Annotated in this window: 12 protein-coding genes; 6 read left to right on the plus strand and 6 right to left on the minus strand. The window is 72.1% G+C overall.

Features of this window, described 5'->3' with window-relative positions:
- The first annotated feature begins 60 nt into the window (after positions 1-60).
- Complete coding sequence (locus tag ACIP9D_RS24770) at positions 61-528, plus strand: helix-turn-helix domain-containing protein (RefSeq protein WP_350873243.1); 468 nt, start codon at positions 61-63, stop codon at positions 526-528.
- A 13-nt stretch (positions 529-541) separates the two neighbouring features.
- On the opposite strand, the gene ACIP9D_RS24775 is transcribed toward ACIP9D_RS24770, so the two are convergent.
- From ACIP9D_RS24775 to ACIP9D_RS24790, 4 genes are all read right to left on the minus strand, one after another.
- A complete protein-coding gene (locus ACIP9D_RS24775) occupies positions 542-1,132 on the minus strand; it encodes a TetR/AcrR family transcriptional regulator (protein WP_350873244.1) in 591 nt (196 codons plus the stop codon).
- A 70-nt stretch (positions 1,133-1,202) separates the two neighbouring features.
- Positions 1,203-3,602 carry a PEP/pyruvate-binding domain-containing protein gene (locus tag ACIP9D_RS24780; protein WP_350873245.1) on the minus strand — a complete coding sequence of 800 codons (2,400 nt, stop codon included), beginning with the start codon at positions 3,600-3,602 and terminating at the stop codon, positions 1,203-1,205.
- 89 nt (positions 3,603-3,691) lie between these two features.
- Positions 3,692-4,486 carry an FkbM family methyltransferase gene (locus tag ACIP9D_RS24785; protein WP_350873246.1) on the minus strand — a complete coding sequence of 265 codons (795 nt, stop codon included), beginning with the start codon at positions 4,484-4,486 and terminating at the stop codon, positions 3,692-3,694.
- Between the two features lie 53 nt (positions 4,487-4,539).
- Positions 4,540-4,863, minus strand: coding sequence for a nuclear transport factor 2 family protein (locus tag ACIP9D_RS24790; protein WP_350873247.1), 324 nt, complete (start codon positions 4,861-4,863; stop codon positions 4,540-4,542).
- Between the two features lie 184 nt (positions 4,864-5,047).
- On the opposite strand from ACIP9D_RS24790, the gene ACIP9D_RS24795 reads away from it, so the two are divergent.
- Both ACIP9D_RS24795 and ACIP9D_RS24800 read left to right on the plus strand, forming a co-directional pair.
- The gene (locus ACIP9D_RS24795) at positions 5,048-5,554 is read left to right on the plus strand and encodes a helix-turn-helix domain-containing protein (RefSeq protein WP_350873248.1); all 507 of its coding nucleotides are present in this window, start codon (positions 5,048-5,050) and stop codon (positions 5,552-5,554) included.
- A gap of 174 nt (positions 5,555-5,728) precedes the next feature.
- The gene (locus ACIP9D_RS24800; protein WP_350873250.1) at positions 5,729-7,597 is read left to right on the plus strand and encodes an adenylyl cyclase; all 1,869 of its coding nucleotides are present in this window, start codon (positions 5,729-5,731) and stop codon (positions 7,595-7,597) included.
- 69 nt (positions 7,598-7,666) lie between these two features.
- On the opposite strand, the gene ACIP9D_RS24805 is transcribed toward ACIP9D_RS24800, so the two are convergent.
- Positions 7,667-8,896, minus strand: a complete 1,230-nt coding sequence (locus tag ACIP9D_RS24805) for a zinc-dependent alcohol dehydrogenase (protein ID WP_350873252.1) — start codon at positions 8,894-8,896, stop codon at positions 7,667-7,669.
- Between the two features lie 121 nt (positions 8,897-9,017).
- Entirely contained in the window at positions 9,018-10,178 is a 1,161-nt protein-coding gene (locus tag ACIP9D_RS24810) for a zinc-dependent alcohol dehydrogenase (RefSeq protein WP_350873253.1), read from the minus strand.
- Positions 10,179-10,442: 264 nt separating this feature from the next.
- Here ACIP9D_RS24810 and ACIP9D_RS24815 point away from each other — a divergent pair, with 264 nt between their 5' ends.
- The 3 genes from ACIP9D_RS24815 (at position 10,443) to ACIP9D_RS24825 (ending at position 15,524) form a co-directional block, all read left to right on the plus strand.
- Positions 10,443-13,235: a M14 family zinc carboxypeptidase gene (locus ACIP9D_RS24815; protein ID WP_350873254.1), complete on the plus strand. Its 2,793-nt coding sequence runs from the start codon at positions 10,443-10,445 to the stop codon at positions 13,233-13,235.
- A 139-nt stretch (positions 13,236-13,374) separates the two neighbouring features.
- Positions 13,375-14,754 (plus strand): glucose-6-phosphate dehydrogenase, encoded by a 1,380-nt coding sequence (gene zwf / locus ACIP9D_RS24820; RefSeq protein WP_350873255.1) that lies wholly within the window; start codon positions 13,375-13,377, stop codon positions 14,752-14,754.
- Between the two features lie 131 nt (positions 14,755-14,885).
- Positions 14,886-15,524 (plus strand): TetR/AcrR family transcriptional regulator, encoded by a 639-nt coding sequence (locus tag ACIP9D_RS24825; RefSeq protein ID WP_350873256.1) that lies wholly within the window; start codon positions 14,886-14,888, stop codon positions 15,522-15,524.
- Positions 15,525-15,735 lie beyond the last annotated feature (211 nt).

Raw genomic sequence — 15,735 nt, forward strand, 5'->3', positions numbered from 1 at the left:
GGAAAGCCAAAGCTAGACGACCTGAGTAGGAAACTGCAACCCAGCGGTAGACTGGACGGCATGGCGGTGGCCGGAACCGGGAAATTCGACGAGTACTGCTCGATCGCCCGCGCGTTGCAGGCGGTGGGCGACAAGTGGACGCTGCTCATCCTTCGGGAGGCCGCGCTGGGCGAGGTGACCCGCTTCGCCGACTTCCGCGACCGCCTCGGCATCGCGCCCGACATCCTCACCGGCCGGCTGACCAGCCTGGTCGACCAGGGTGTGCTGGAGAAGCGGCCCTATCACGAGCCCGGCACCCGGACCCGGCACAGCTACCACCTCACCCCCGCCGGCGAGCAGTTGCGGGTGGTGCTGGCCGCGCTCCAGCAGTGGGGCGACGAGAACCGGCCACTGGCCGGCGGGCCGACCATCCTGCGGCGGACGGCCGACGGCGAGCGGCCGGTACGGGTCGCGTTCGTCGACGACACCGGCGCGGTGGTCCCGCCGGAGCAGGTGGTGTTCGCGCCGGCCTATTCGGCGGGGTGCTGACCGGTCGGCCCCGCTAGCGGGCCTCGGCGAGATCGGGCGCGGCGAAGACGATGTCGAGCTGCGCGTCCAACGCGGCGAGCGCCTGCTCGGCGGTGTAGTGCCCGCCGAGCAGGTAGACGCCCAGCCCCTCCATGAGCGCCAGCAGGCCGGCCGCGCGCCCGTCCCGGTCGGGGCCCGGGAGCAGGCCCGCCATGAAGCCGAGCATCTCCTGGGTGTCCGCGCCGATGCCGGCGGCGGCGTCGGGGCGTACCGCGGTGTAGGCGAGGAACGCCAGCGCGACCCGCCCGTCGATGCGCGACTCCTCGGTCAACGGCAGCACCGCGGTGATCATCGCCCGCAGCAGCGAACGCGGCGCCGGCTGCTCCCCCAGCCGGCTGATCGCCTCGGTGACCCGGGCCTGGTTGCGCTCCCGCACCACGGTCATGGCGAAGGCCATCATCTCGTCCTTGGTGCGGAAGTAGTGCTGGACCATGCCCGGCGACACTCCCGCCTCGTTCGCCACGTGGCGCAGGCTGACCGCCTCCATGCCCTGCCGCGCGGCGACCCGCATCAACGCGTCGGCGATGAGCGTGCGGCGCTCGTGGCGGTCGACCTTCTTGGGCATGGCTCCCATGCTGTCATGACGAGGTGGTGGGGTCGTGATCGTCGCGGCCCGCGGCGGGCGGCGTGCCGGGTCAGCCCAGAGTCACCGTCCCGGCCGCGGCGTCCACCGTGATGATCTGCCCGGTGCGGATCGCCCGGGTGGCGCCGGGGACGCAGATGACGGCGGGGATGCCGTACTCGCGGGCGACCGTGGGGCCGTGCGCCATCACCGCGCCGGTCTCGGTGACCAGCCCGGCGGCGGTCAGGAAGAGCGGCGTCCAGCCGGGATCGGTGGTGGGCGCGACCAGGATCTCGCCGGGTTCGAGGTGGGCGGTGGCCGGGTCGCGGACGACCCGCGCCCGGCCGGTCGCCACCCCGGCCGCGGCGCCGACACCGCGCAGCGCCCCGTCGGGGGCAGCCGCCGCCGGCAGGACCGCCTCGAGGTCGGTGCCGTCGGAGAGTACGGCCACCGGCACCGTCCTTCGGCTTAGCTCCCGCTGGTGCACCGCCCGGCGGGCGGCGACGGCGCCCCGGTGGTCGGCGTGCTGGTGCACGGCCGTCGCCACCTCCTCGAGCGTGAGGAACATGATGTCCGCCGGCTGCGCCAGCAGGCCACCGTCCGCGAGTTCGGCGCCGATCAGCAGCAACTGCCGGCGCACCTCGCGCAGCCGGTAGAGGCCACCGAACTTGCCGGCCTCCCGCAGGCCCGCCAGCGACCGCGCCCGGCGCAGCAGGAAGCCGGCGAGGCGACCCCGGACCGGCCGTCGGCGGCGGGCCCGCGCGACGACCTGGTCGAGGGTGGCCTCGGCGGTGGACGCCGCCCGGGCGAAGCGCCGGTCGGGCGCCTGCTCGGGGTCGGTGAGCCGCAGGTAGTTGGCGATCATCGCGAGGACCGGTGTCGGATCCTCGTCCCACCGTGGCACCCCGAGGTCGACCTCGGCGACCGCGCGGTGGCCGTAGCGGTCCAGGAACGCCGACAGCCCGATGTCGGGCAGCGCCCCCTGCCGGTACCGGGCGGCGAGTTCCGCGGGCGGGGTGCCGAGCAGCAGATCCCGGTGGTCCCTGGCCCGCTCGGCGACCCCCCACAGGGCCAGGTCCATCTCGATGGTGACGTTGTGCGGCATGCCGCCCAGCACCGTGTTGATCTCGTCTTCGCTGGCCACCCCGCGCAGCAGCCGGGCCGGAAGCGTGGCCGCCAACATGCCGGCGACGATCGGCCAGACGATGTCGTCCGGGCTCGCCGTCGGGTCCTGCTCCTGCACGAACCGCAGCCGGTCGGCGGCGGTGTCGAGCCCGTCCGGAGCGGCCGACCCCGTCTCGAGCCGCTCGATCTCCCGGAACAACCGGGTCCGTGCGGCGTCGGGCCGGGCCAGCGCCCGGGTGACCCCGGCGAGCGCCCGGACGGCGGTGCGCGCGCTCGGAGCGGCACCGGCCCCGGCCGATCGACCGCCGGGGCGCGGCGCGAAGCGGGGGTCGGCGAGCACCTGCTCCATCACCGCCTGGGCGCGCGGGCCGAAGTCCACCGCCATGAGGCTGACCAGACGCTTGCGGGTGGCGGGGCGACGGACCAGGTCGGTCAGGTCGCCGTAGAGCCGCCCGCCGATGTCGGTGATCTCGACCTTGAGTCCGAACCCGGCCAACATCCCCGCCACCAGCGACTTCAGGGTGGACATGCCCATCGGGGTGACCGGCTGGAGCATGCCCTGCACGTGGCCGAACTCCAGGTAGACGCGGGGCTCGGGGTCGTCGCTGGCCGGTGGGAGGGGGAAGAGGGTGGTGATCGGTCGCGACTGCAGCAGCCACAGCTCGCCCTGCCGGTCGTACGCCCACTCGACGTCCTGCGGGCTGCCGAGGTGGCGCTGGAGCCGCTCGCCGACCTGGCGCAGCTCGCCGAGCTGGGCTGCGGTAAGCACCCCCCGCTCTGGCCCCGAGGCGCCGTCGAGGACGTACCGGTCGACGTCGGCGGTGCCGTCGACCACGGTCGTGCCCAGTCCGGCGGCGGCCTCCACCACCATCTCGGTCCGGCGACCGGTGACCGGGTTGGCGGTGAACAGCACCCCCGCGACCGCCGGCTCGATCATGCGTTGCACCACCACGGCCATCCGTACGCCCCGGTGGTCGATGTCGTGGGCATCGCGGTAGGCGACCGCCCGCGCGGCGTGCAGCGAGTGCCAGCACTTCTCGATCGCGGAGAGGAGTTCGGCCACGCCCTCGACGCCGAGGAAGGTGTCCTGCACCCCGGCGAAGCTGGCGTCGGGCAGATCCTCGGCGGTGGCGCTGGAGCGAACCGCCACCGGACCGCCACCGAGCTGCCGGTACGCGGCCTCGATCTCGGCCTCTGGCAGGACCCCCGCCTGGTGGACGGTGGTGGTGACGCAGAAGCCCTCGGGCACCCGCTCACCCAGCTGGATCAGCTCCCCCAGCCCGGCCGCCTTGCCGCCGACCAGGTCGATCATCCCGCCGGTCAGCTCGGAGAGTGCGATCACGTGCATGAGGGTGCCCCTTCTTTGCAATACAAGTGCATCGCGAAACACGGTACGCGTTTTACGATGCAAGTGCAATGCGAACCCCGGGCGCCTGCTCAGTCGGGGCGCCGGGGGTGGGAGCGGGACACGCAGTAGACGTCGCCGGAGTTCGCCTCGTGCGGCAGCGAACGCAGGTACGCCGCCATCCGCGCCGCCGACATCCACTGCCCGGAGGCCAGCGCCATGGTGTCGCCCAGCGCGACGTTGTAGGCGTGCACGCCGAGCGCGGTCAGCCGGCGCAGGCACCGCTGCGCGACCTCGCGCTCGATGGTGGTGAACTCGAAGGAGAGCGCGGGCAGCGGGCGGGTCAGACCGTTGAGCACCGCGTCCTCGAAGCCCTCGACATCGATCTTCACGAAGGCGGGTGCGCCGTGCTCGGTGATCAGGCCGTCGAGGGTGACGGAGTCGACCTCGATCCGCGCGTCCCACCGCTCGTGCGCCCACCCGGCCGCGCCGTCCGCCGCGCGGATGAAGAGCGGCGAGGCTGTCGAGATCGTGGGATTGGCGGAGTTGACGTTGAACGGGATCCGCCCGGCCCGGCCACCGCAGACCGCCTCGACCACCGTCACCCCGGGATCCCGGGCATAGATCGCCCGCAGGGCCCGGACGCAGGGTGGTTGCGGTTCCACGGCGATCACGCGGGCGCCGAGCCGGCGGAAGCTGCCGACCCGGTCACCCACGTGCGCGCCCACGTCGAACACCAGGTCACCGGGCCGGACGAACCGCGCGTAGAAGGCGTCCATGGCCGCCTCGCGGGCCGGGTCGCCGTAGTAGACCTCCAGCGACCGGCGAAGCGAGACGGTCTCGGGATCCGTCTTCAAGGCCTCGATCGCACCGGTTCGGGGGTCCACTGGCGGAATCTAACCCGGGCCGCGCGCGGGCGGGTTCACTTCCGGCCAGCCCGTCAGGGGGCGATGCGCAGCCGCCGGACGTGGCTGTCGTCGTACTCCTCGAAGCGGAACCGCAGCCCGGCGAAGGGGCTGCCGGGGAAGTCGCCGGTGATGGTGGCGGTCACCACGGTGCCCTCCGGGGTGTCCCGCACGTCGGTGATCTCGTACGACACCAGCGGCACCTCACGGCGCCAGACACGGATCTCCTCGATGCCCCGGTACGTCTTCCCCTCGTCCTCGACCACCGCGTCGTCGGCGAAGAGGGCGAGGTAGGCATCCTTGTCGGGTTGGCCGGCCAGCTCGAAGTAGCGGCGGATGAGGTCGGGTGCGGTGGTCATGCTGCTGCTCCTTGGCGGTGTTGGGACGGTCAGGCGGGGCGACCGAGCGGGTCTCGATCCGCCAGGGTCATGGCCTCTTCCTCTCCATGGGCAGCGCGGGACGGACACGCGACGGCGTCGTACAGTTACTGCTGAACTAGAAGTGAGTCGCTTCGACATTAGCACCTACTCGGGGAGGCAGCCCATGGCAGGGAAGATCCGGCTTGAGGACCGGGAGTGCCCGCTCTCCGCGACGCTCGGCGTGGTCGGCGAGTGGTGGACCCTCCTGATCCTCCACGACGCCTTCGACGGCTATACCCGGTTCGAGCAGTTCCAGGAGAACCTCAAGATCTCCTCCAGCATCCTGACCAGCCGGCTGCGGACGCTCACCGCCAACGGGCTGTTGGAGCGCCGCCGCTACCAGACCCACCCCGACCGCTACGAGTACGTCCTCACCGAGCTGGGGCGCAGCCTGCGCCCGGTGATCGTCACGCTCGCCGCCTGGGGCAACTCCCGGCTCCAGCCCGAGCAGCGCAGCATGATCCTGGTCGACCGGGAAACCGGCGCCGAGGTCGAGCCGGTCGTGGTGGACCGGGCCACCGGGCGCCGGCTGGATCCGGAGAACTTCGTCTTCGCCGCCGGCCCCGCGGCGAGCGAGATCATGCGTACCCGCTACGCGGGCGTGGTTCCGGAGCAGCCACCGACCGAGTGATTGACCGCCCGGGCCGTAGCGCCTCGGCGGTTTACCGGGTAGAAACATGCCGATCCCTTTATTACCGCGTGATACAAGTCGGACGGATCGGAGAGCGCTCTCACAGCGCGCTCCCCCACCCCACGTCACCGCGTCCGGAGCCCGTTCTCCGGCGCGGCGGAGAGGACGAACCGGATGACCCAGTCCCTCGGCGTTCGGCGACTCGGCCGGGCGCTCATCCTCGGCGTCGTACTGACGACCGCGGTCAGCACGACGGGCACGGCGGCGACCGCCACCCCGCCCCGGCACGGTCCGCCGGACTTCGGACCCAACGTGACCATCTTTGACCCGAGCATGCCGGTCAGCGAGATCCAGGCGACGCTCGACGCGACGCACGCCCGACAGGTCGGCAACGAGATGGGCACCGAGCGGTACGCCTACCTGTTCAAGCCGGGCAGCTACGGCACCCCCGAGCAGCCGCTGCAGATCAAGGTCGGCTACTACACGGAGGTCGCCGGCCTCGGCGCGTCCCCCACCGACGTCCAGATCAACGGCAAGATCGAGGTCTACAACCGCTGCCTCGAGGGCGGTGGCACGGGCAACTGCATCGCGCTGGTCAACTTCTGGCGCACGCTGTCCAACCTCTCGCTCACCATCAACGCGGCGGGGCAGGACGGTTGCCGGTCCTCGGCGAACTTCTGGGCCGTCTCGCAGGCGGTGTCGATGCGCCGGCTGAACATCAACGGCGGCGGACTCTCCCTGATGGACTACTGCACCGCCGGCCCGCAGTACGCCAGCGGCGGCTTCATCGCCGACTCGCGGCTGCCCGCCACCACCAACGGCTCCCAGCAGCAGTGGCTGACCCGCAACAGCGAGGTCGCCAGCTGGTCCAACGGGGTGTGGAACCAGGTCTTCGCGGGCGTCGTCGGCGCCCCGGACGACGCCGGCTTCCCCGACCCGCCGTACACCACCCTGGACAGCACCCCGCTCAGCCGGGAGAAGCCCTACCTCTTCGTGGACGGCAAGGGCAGGTACAACGTGCGGGTGCCCGCCGCGCAGCGGGACAGCCGGGGCGTCTCCTGGGCCGACGGGATGACGCCGGGCCGCACCATCCCGATCGACGACTTCTTCGTGGCCAGGCCGTCCGACTCGGTACGCGTCATCAACAGCCAGCTCGCCCGCGGCAAGCACCTGCTGTTCACCCCCGGGGTGTACGACATCGCGCGCAGCATCGAGGTCAAGCGCCCGAACACGGTGCTCCTCGGCCTGGGCCACACCACCCTCACCGCCGTGAACGGCTCGGTGCCGCTCGAGGTCGCCGGCGTGCCCGGGGTGATCGTGGCCGGGTTGACCATCGACGCCGGCCTGCGGGAGTCGCCGGTGCTGCTGCGGGTGGGCCAGAAGCACGGGCGCAACGCCAGCACCCCGTCGAACCCGACCACCCTCTCCGACGTGTACTTCCGCGTCGGCGGGCCGCACATCGGCCGGACCAACATCGCGCTCGAGGTCAACAGCGACAACGTGCTCATCGACCACACCTGGGTCTGGCGCGGTGACCACGGGGTGGAGGGCTTCACCGAAGGCGTCAACGGCGACACCGAGCGCTGGCGCACCAACACCGGTCGCTACGGTGCCGTCATCAACGGCGACCACGTGACGGCGACCGGCCTATTCGTGGAGCACTTCCAGCGCTACAACACGGTCTGGAACGGCGACGACGGCACGACGATCCTCTACCAGAACGAGCTGCCGTACGACCCGCCGACGCAGGCCGACTGGATGAACGGCGACGTGGAGGGCTGGGCCGGGTACAAGGTCGGCGACCGGGTGCGGAAGCACACGCTCTACGGCGGCGGCGTCTACGTCTTCAACCAGAACAACCCGTCGATCCACACCGAGAACGGCTTCGAGGTGCCGGAGCGGCCAGGTGTGCGGCTGCACCACATCATGACGGTCAACCTGAGCGCCGGCACGATCGACCACGTGGTCAACGGCGTGGGCGAGGCGGCCGACATGAACCGGGTCGGCGCACCGGTCTACCTGGCCGAGTACCCCGTCTCGTAGGACGTCCCGCCATACCGACGTGGGCCGGAGCTTTCGAAGCTCCGGCCCACCTCGTCGGATCCGGCCCGCTCAGGCCCGTTGCAGCACCGGGCTGGGCTCCAGCGCCACCTTGAGCCAGCCGGGGCTGCGCAGGTCGAACTCGCGGTAGGCGGCCAGCGCATCGCTCAACGGCTCGTGCTGCGTCAACATCCTCGCCGGATCGACCAGGCCGGACTCGACCATGGCCAACAGCCGCGGGATGTAGCGAGGATGGTTGCCGTTCCCGGCCTTGACGGTGAGGTTGCGGCTCAGCACGGTGCCGATGGGAAAGGACGTGTCGGTCGCCGGATACACCCCGACGACGCCCAGGGTCCCGACCTTGGCCAGGCTGTCGATCGCCCAGAAGTGGGCCTGGCTCGGCGCGTCGCCGGGCTTCCAGCGTCCGTCCTGCTGGTTGGTCTCGGGGGCGATCCGCCGCAACTCCTCGCGGTGCCGCTCGTCCGCCTGGCGGGCCGCAGCGGCGGCGGGCCCGGCTTTCGCACTCTCCGCGTCGACGCCCACCGCGTCGATGGCACAGTCGACGCCGATGCCGAGGGTCAGTTCCATGATCGCCTCAACCGGGTCGACCTCGTTGAAGTTGACCACCTCCGCGCCGAGCGTCCGGGCCCGTTCCAACCGGTCGGCGTGACCATCGACCGCGATCACCCGGGCGGCGCCGCGCTGGAACGCGGAGAGGACGGCGAACTGTCCCACCGGCCCGCAGCCCCAGACCGCCACCACGTTGCCGTCCGACACATCGGCGATGACCGCGCCGAAGTAGCCGGTGGGGTAGATGTCCGACAGTGGGATGGCCTGCGCGTCGGAGACCGAATCCGGGAGCCGGAACAGGTTCGTGTGCGCACACGGAACCCGGGCGTACTCCGCCTGGAGGCCGTTGAACGGGCCCTGCTGGTCGGGAGATCCGAAGGAACCGGTGCCGGACCGGGGGCCGTACGGGTTGATGTCGTCGCACTGCGCGAAGTAGCCGCGACGGCAGTAGGCGCACGAGCCGCAGCCGAGGACGGCGGAGATCAGCACCCGGTCGCCGCGCTTGAGGTTGCGGACGTCGTGACCGAGTTCCTCGACCACTCCCACGCCCTCGTGCCCGAGGATTCTGCCGGGCTTCATCCCGGGCACCGTGCCTCGGATGAAATGCAGGTCGGTGCCGCAGATCGCCGCGGTGGTGATGCGTACGACGGCGTCGGTCGGTTGCTCGATCCTGGGCTCGGCGACAGTGTCGAGACGGATGTCACCCGGGCCGTGGAACACGACTGCTTTCATCGACAGGTCTCCCCCTCGGAGCACGAGGCGGTCCTCTGGGCGCCGGCCTACCCGGGTTCCCGCTCTGTTCCCGGCGGCTACCCCTGCCGTCGCCCAACAAACGGCGCAGAGCCGGGAGGGCTCACTCGACCGGTTCGAAGACCGCCCGTACGCAACCGTCGAGCCTGTTCTGGAACAGCTGGTAGCCCTGCGGGGCCTGGTCGAGCGGCATGGTGTGCGTCGCGAGATGTTCGGTGACCAGTTCGCCGCGGGCCATCCGCTCCAGCAGCATCGGGATGTAGCGCTGCCCGTGCTGCCGGGCGCCGCGCAGGGTGAGGCCCTTGTCCACCACCGCCGCGAGCGGAAACCTGTCCACCGGTCCGGCGTGGCCGCCGAGCAGGAAGACGCTGCCACCCTTGCGGCAGTGGCGGATCGCCTCCCGGGCCGCGACCGGCCGGTCCGGCTCCGGGCGCAGCCGGCGTCCGACCCGGTCGCACCAGGACCGCGGCCCGGTGCTGGGCGCCTGCGTGCCGACCGCCTCGATACATACGTCGGGGCCTCGCCCGCCGCTGTGTTCCCGCAGCTCACCGCCGACATCCTGGGTCCGATGGTTGAGCGTCTCCACGTTCAGGTGGGTCCGGGCCATCGCCAGCCGGTCGTCCAGCCGGTCGATCACTATCACCCGTTCGGCGCCGAGCAGCACCGCCGCGCTCGCCGCCAGGTGGCCCACCGCGCCCGCGCCCCAGACCGCGACCACGTCACCCGGCTTGACGCCGCCGAGGTCGGCGCCCATCCAGCCGGTCGGGGCGGAGTCGGAGGCGAAGAGCGCCCGCTCGTCGCTGACCCCGTCCGGGACATTGAAGGCGCCCTGGTCGGCGTAGGGCACCCGGACGTACTCGGCGTGACTGCCGGCGAAGCCGCCGAGCGCGGGCGAGGAGCCGTAGCAGCCGCCCGGGGCGATGTATCCGGTCGCCTCCGTGTCGGCGTTGTCGCAGAGCGAGTAGTCCTCCTGCCGGCAGTGCCAGCACCGGCCGCAGGAGATGAACGAGCAGACCACCACCCGGTCGCCGACGCGGTGCCTGCGCACCCGCGGACCGACCTCGACCACCTCGCCCAGGAACTCGTGGCCGAGGACGTCGCCGCGCCGCAGGAACGGGCCATGCCCGCCCAGCAGGCGCAGGTCGGATCCGCAGGTGACGCTCTTGCGCACCCGGATGATGGCGTCCTGCTCGTTGCGCAGCTGCGGGTCGGGCACCTGGGTCACGCGAAGCTCGGCGGCGCCCTGCCACACCACGGCCTTCACATTCGCCCCTCTCGGCAGCCCTGCCGCGCCGGTTCGCCGTGATCACCGGCCACCGCGGCTCCCCGCCGGGTGCCCCCGACCGGCGCCCGCAAACCGCGCGCACGCCCACGGCCTGCCGTGTCGCGATCGGCCGGGCGGGCATCGCGCCGGCAGCGCGCCGTCAACGAGATCTTGACCGGCAAAACCGCAGGTCATAGGCTCTGATCAATGTGTGCCATTCCCGAGAAGGGAACCTGCATGGCCCCGTCGAAGCGTCCACTCCGGATGATCCCCGCACGCCGGCTGGCGAGCGCCGCCGCGATCGCGCTCCTGGTCGGCACGACGCCGCTGCTGGGCGGCGCGCCGGCCGCGGCCCGGCCACCCTCTCCCCGGTCGTGCAGCACGGACCCCACCGCCCGACTGTCCACCGTGCCCAGCCCGGAGGCCGTGCTCGGCTTCCCGCTCGGCGTCGGGCAGGAGCGGGTGGTGACCAACGACGAGATCCGGACCTACCTGGGCGCCGTGGACACCGCCTCCAACCGGGTGGTCACCGGTGTGCTGGGCAGCAGCGTGCTCGGCCAGCCCCTGCCGTACGCGGTCGTGTCGCACGAGCGCAACGTCCGGCCCGCCGCGCTGCGGTCGATCGCCGACGACATCCGGGAGCTGCGCGACCCGCGCCGCACCAGCCGGCGGGAGGCCGCCGAGACCGCAGCCGACCGCCCGGCCATCGTCTGGGTCGCCGGCAACGTGCACGGCGGCGAGAAGAGCGGCGCCGACGCGGCGCTGAAGACGCTGTACGAGCTGGCCGCGGGCCTGTCCTGCCAGGTCGCCGAGCGCAACGAGAACCTGGTCACGATCATCGTGCCCACCCAGAACCCGGACGGCCGCGACGCCAACCGGCGGCAGAACGAGTTCGGCTTCGACCTGAACCGGGACTGGTTCGCCCGCACCCAGCAGGAGACCGACAGCAAGCTGGAGCTCATGCGGCGCTACCCGCCGCAGGTCTTCATCGACGCCCACGAGATGACCGGGCGGCAGTACTTCTTCCCGCCCAACGCCGACCCGATCCACCACGAGATCGCCGGCGAGGCCGTCGACTGGATCAACCGGATCGGCGAGGCCAACAAGGCCGGCTTCGGCTACAACGGCGCGTGCGGCGGGGCCGTGACCACCGAGTGCTACTTCAACTACTCGACCTACGACCTCTTCTTCATGGGCTACGGCGACACCGTGCCGGCCGCCGGCTTCGGTGCCGCCGGGATGACCTTCGAGAAGGGCAGCGCGTCGGCGGTCGCCGACCGGGTCCAGCAGCAGTTCCACACCCAGTGGTCCACCCTCGGCTGGGCTGCCGCCAACAAGCACGAGGTGCTGACCGACTACTACCGGATCTGGACGGACGCGCTCGCCCAGGGCCGGGCCGGCGCGCTGGAGCCGAACGAGGTGGTCCAGCCCACCAACACCGTCCAGTTCCCGGTGCCGGACATCAAGATCCGGTCGTACTTCCTGCTGCCCGACCGGCAGCTCGCCGACGTACGGCAGCTGGTCGAGCGGCTGCGCCGGATGGACGTCGAGGTCTACGAGGTGACGCGGCCGACCCGGGTGCCGACGGCGCGCGTCTTCGGCGGGCGTAGCGCCACAAACGTCACCGTGCCGAAGGGCGCGTACTGGATCCCGATGGACCAGCCGCAGAAGCACTGGATCCAGGCGATCATGGGCGAGGACCCCTACACCCCGTTCCCCTACTTCTACGACGTCTCGTCCTGGAGCAACCCGCTGCTGATGGGCGTGCCGACCATCTACACCGGGGACGACGTGCGGCCGAAGGCCCAGCTGGTACGCGAGATCTCCGGCGGCAGGACCTCCGCCGCCTGGCCCTGGGGCTCGTACGGTTACCGGCTGGACTCGGCCGCCGCGGCCGAGTTCACCTTCCAGCTGCTCGGCCGGGGCGTACCGCTGGTGCGTGACCTGGAGACCAGCGTGGTGCGGCTGGCCGCGACCAGGCTGACCCGGACGGTCGACGACCTCGCCGAGTCGCTCGGGGTGACGCTGACGCCGGGCGGGCCGGCCACCGGCACCCGGCTGGAACTGCCCGACGTGGGGCTGTTCCAGGGCGCCGGCATCTCCACCACCTCCGGGTCACACGGCGAGGCCCGGTACGTGCTGGGCGAGCGGTGGGGCCTCGACCTCACCCCGGTGACCACGGCCGACATCAACGACAACACCGCGGCGTTCACCGGGCGGACGGTGCTGCTGGTGCCGGACGGCAACAACCCGACCGGCGGGCTCACCGCCGCCGGGCAGGCCAACCTGCGCGCCTGGATCGCCCAGGGGCACACCTACCTCGGGTTGCGCAACGAGGGCACCCGGCTGGCCCGGGCCGCCGGCCTCACCTCCACCACCGAGGTGGCGAAGCCCGCCGGCTACCAGGTGCTCGGCTCGCACCTGCGGGTCGACGTCGACCGTGACAGCCCGGTCGCGGCCGGCCGACCGGCCGAGGACTTCGAGTTCAACAACAGCGACCCCATTCTGAGCAGGAGCACCACCGGCACGAACGTGCTCAGCTATCCCACCGGCGACACCTTCTGGGCCAACGGCTACACCGTCGGCGTCGACGCGCTGCGCGGGACGGCGGCCGTGGTCGACGAGCCGACCGGCTCCGGCCGGGCGGTGCTGTTCGCGTTCAACCCGCTCTTCCGGGCCTACAACGAGAACGGGCTGCACCTGGTCGCCAACGCGCTGCTCTACCCGGCGACGGTCGGCGCGGGCGAGCGCAGCGCACCACCGACCGCGCCGGGGGTCGATCCGGCCCGCGCCCGGGCCGCGGCCGCACCGGTCGCGGCGGATCTCGGCGGCGAGTGGCGGCCGATCACCATCGAGGTGGCCAGCGCCGACCTGGCCCGGACCCGGTCGGTCGTCGAACGGTTCACCGGCGCGGCCCGCACGTCCGTGGCGGGCGGCTCGGCCTACCTGGTGATTCCGAACCCGACGGGACTCCAGGTGGACGAGCATCCCTTCCTCGGTGACCTGGTCCGTGCCCTGCGGGATGCCCGGGTTCCGCTGCGGTCAGTGGTGGGTTGACCTGCCCCGGCGGTGGTCCGGCCAACCCGGTCGGGCCACCGCCGATCCGTGTCGTGCAGCTCACGCCTCGGGTGATGGACGCCGTCGCACGCGCGCCGCACTCTTGGAAAGCTGATTCCAAGATGAGGTGATCGTAGCCATGGACCTGCGCTCAGACGCTGTCGTGTTCTTCGGCGTGACCGGGGATCTGGTCGCCAAGAAGCTGTTCCTGGCGCTCTACGAGCTGACCCGACGCGGTCGGCTGGACCTGCCGGTCATCGGGGTGGCCCGATCGCGCTGGGACGACCAGCAGTTGATCACGGCGGCCCGCAAGTCGGTGGTCGAGGCGAACGACCGCGTCGACGACGAGGCCTTCGACCGGCTCGCCGGGAACCTCACGATGATCTCCGGTGACTACGCCGACCCGGCCACCTACCAGCACCTCGCCGAGACGCTCAGCACCGCCGAGCGGCCGCTCTTCTACCTGGCCATCCCGCCGGCCGTCTTCGGCGCGGTGGTCGACGGCCTGGCCGCCGTCGGGCTGGCCGCGCGCGGTCGGGTGGTCGTCGAGAAGCCGTTCGGCCACGACCTGGCATCGTCGTACGAGCTGAACGACGCCCTGCGGGCGGCCTTCGCGCCGGAGCGGATCTTCCGGATCGACCACTACCTCGGCAAGGAGTCCGTGGAGGGTCTGCGGGTCTTCCGCTTCGCCAACCGGCTCTTCGAGCCGCTCTGGAACGCCGAGCACATCGACAACATCCAGATCACCCTCGCCGAGGGCTTCGGCACCGAGGGTCGCGCCGGGTTCTACGACCGGATGGGCGCCACCCGGGACGTGCTGCAGAACCACATGCTCCAGGTCGTCGCCCTGCTCGCGATGGAACCCCCGACCGGGGCCGGCGACGACGCCTTCCGCGAGGAGGAGGTCCGGGTGCTGCGCCAGGTCGAGCCGCTGTCGCCGGAGTCCACCGTCCGGGGGCAGTACGCCGGCTACACCGACGAGCCCGGGGTGGCGCCGGACTCCCGCACCGAGACGTTCGTGGCCACCCGGTTGCGGGTGAACTCGCCCCGCTGGGCCGGGGTGCCGTTCTACCTGCGCACCGGCAAGCTGATGCCGGGCACCGCCACGGAGGTGGTGGTGGAGTTCAAGACGCCGCAGCGCGATCTCGTCCCGGCCGCCGACGGGGCCGGCACGCAGCCGAACCTGTTGCGCTTCCGGCTGGGCCGCAACGACGGGATCACCCTGTCGATCCAGGCCAAGGATCCCGGCGGCGAGGTGGCGTCCCGACCGGTCGAGCTGCCGGTCGACTTCGACGCGGCGCTCGGCCATCGCCGCGAGGCCTACGAGCGGCTGATCGACGACGCCCTGGACGGGCGGCACCTGCGCTTCGCCCGCGAGGACGCCATCGAGCAGGAGTGGCGGATCGTCGAGCCGGTCCTGGACCTCACCGAGCCGGTCGCGTCGTACCCCAAGGGCAGTTGGGGTCCGGCCGACGCGGAGGCGATGGCCGGCGGATGGCACCCCCCGACCCTGCGTTGAGGTCGCGGGTCGGTGGGGTGGGCGGGTCCGCAGCGCCGCGGGCCCGCCCGCCCGACCCACCCGCGGCCCGCCGCGCGCACGGCGACGCCGCACCCGGGAACGGACCCACACACCGGCGCTACGCTGGGACGATGACCGACGCCGCAGCCCCCGTGGGTTCGGCGACGGCCGCGCCCCGGCTCACGGCCGCGGGCCGCCGCACCCGCGACCGGATCGTCGCGACCGCGGCGGAGCTGATGTTCGCCAAGGGCGTGGCGGGCACCAGCATCCCCGACGTGCAGCAGGCGGCCCGGGTCAGCGCCTCGCAGATCTACCACTACTTCGGCGACAAGAACGAGCTGGTGCGCGCCGTCATCCGCCACCAGATCGAGCGGACCCTCCAGGGCCAGCAACCACTGCTCGACCGGCTGGACAGCATCGAGGCGCTGCGGGCGTGGTGCGCCGCCACGGTCGAGGTGCAACGGCAGCGCGACTGCGCGGGCGGCTGCGAGGTCGGCTCGCTGGCGAGCGAACTGGTCGAGACCTGCGAGACGATCCGCGCCGACCTCGCCGCGGCCTTCGACCGCTGGGAGGCGCCGATCCGCGAGGGGCTGCACCGGATGCGCCAGCGCGGCGCGCTCGTCGCGCACGCCGACCCCGACCAGCTGGCCACGGCGCTGCTCGCGGCGGTCCAGGGCGGTCTGCTGCTCACCCAGGTCCGACGCTCACCGACGCCGTTGCAGGCCGCGACCGACGCGGCGATCGGCTACATCGAGACCTTCACCGCCTGACGAGCGACACCACCGTCGTCCGGTATGGACGGTGTGCCCCGCACCGGCCTCCGCGATCGGCGTACGGGTGCGCCAGCCGCGATCTGACGGGGCTGTCCGACCAGCCGCCGCCCGGGTACCGTCCGGATGATCGCGGTCGATGGCGGACGCCGTGACCGGTGCGGGGCGTCCCGACGGGCGGCCGGCGACAGGCCCGGCGTCCGACGGACGG

Source organism: Micromonospora sp. NPDC093243 (genome assembly GCF_044753725.1).
Classification (GTDB): Bacteria; Actinomycetota; Actinomycetes; order Mycobacteriales; family Micromonosporaceae; genus Micromonospora.